Source organism: Dolichospermum circinale AWQC131C, from assembly GCF_000426905.1.
Taxonomy (GTDB): domain Bacteria; phylum Cyanobacteriota; class Cyanobacteriia; order Cyanobacteriales; family Nostocaceae; genus Dolichospermum; species Dolichospermum circinale.
This window is the reverse complement of record NZ_KE384606.1, coordinates 66,891-67,658: the sequence shown is the minus strand read 5'-3', so window position 1 is coordinate 67,658 and position 768 is coordinate 66,891. Positions and strand designations below refer to the sequence as shown.

Genomic DNA, 768 nt, shown 5'->3' with positions numbered 1-768 from the left:
TGTACTGGGTAATTGATGAATACTCACAATGACGGTTTTAAATCCTTTACCAAAAAAGTAAATTCCCTTACCCCAGTTTTCCTCATCCAAACTAGCATTAAAGCTATCGAGGATTTCTACTGATACCGTAGGAGTTAAAATCCATAAATTAGCTAATTCGGATTCATTTATTCGCGTGTCATTGCGTTTAGCTTGACGTTCAACCTGGGCATGAATGTCAAATAATTTACCCATGCAACTGCGGATTTCACTTTTACCTACAGCATTGCGAAATGGTTCAAATACGGCATAATTAGCCGCCATTTTCCCTAATACGCCTAGTGTTGTTAGGTTGGTGGGTGGGGATGAGGGGATAAATAATACGTCAATTTGTCTGACTTCTGCGGTGATGTCCTTACTTGTTTCTACTTGTCCATAGGGTGTTAATAGTTCTGTTAGATATTGTTTAGCAAATTGATCATGTATAAAGCGAGTCATTTATTTTGATTTTGATTAGTAGATATGGGTTATATAGCAATCCTAAATGAAATGTGAATATCTCTTATTTTCCTACCTCTGTGTCCTCTGTGTCTCTGTGGTTCGTTAAAAAAACTAGTTTCATGCTTCAACCCAACCTACAGACTATTTTTTGTAGGTCGGGTTAAGGGACAGCGTAACCGGACGTTTATGTTGGGTTTCGTACCTCAACCCAACCTACAGACTAAAACTCACAAATAGACTCTGGTTGCAGAGGACATTGTTTAGAGACAAGTGGATTTCCCTCAAGGG

Annotated in this window: 1 pseudogene; it reads right to left on the bottom strand. The window is 38.7% G+C overall.

Features of this window, described 5'->3' with window-relative positions:
* A pseudogene (locus tag ACIR131C_RS26025) lies at positions 1-477 on the bottom strand (hypothetical protein); the annotation flags it as partial.
* Positions 478-768 lie beyond the last annotated feature (291 nt).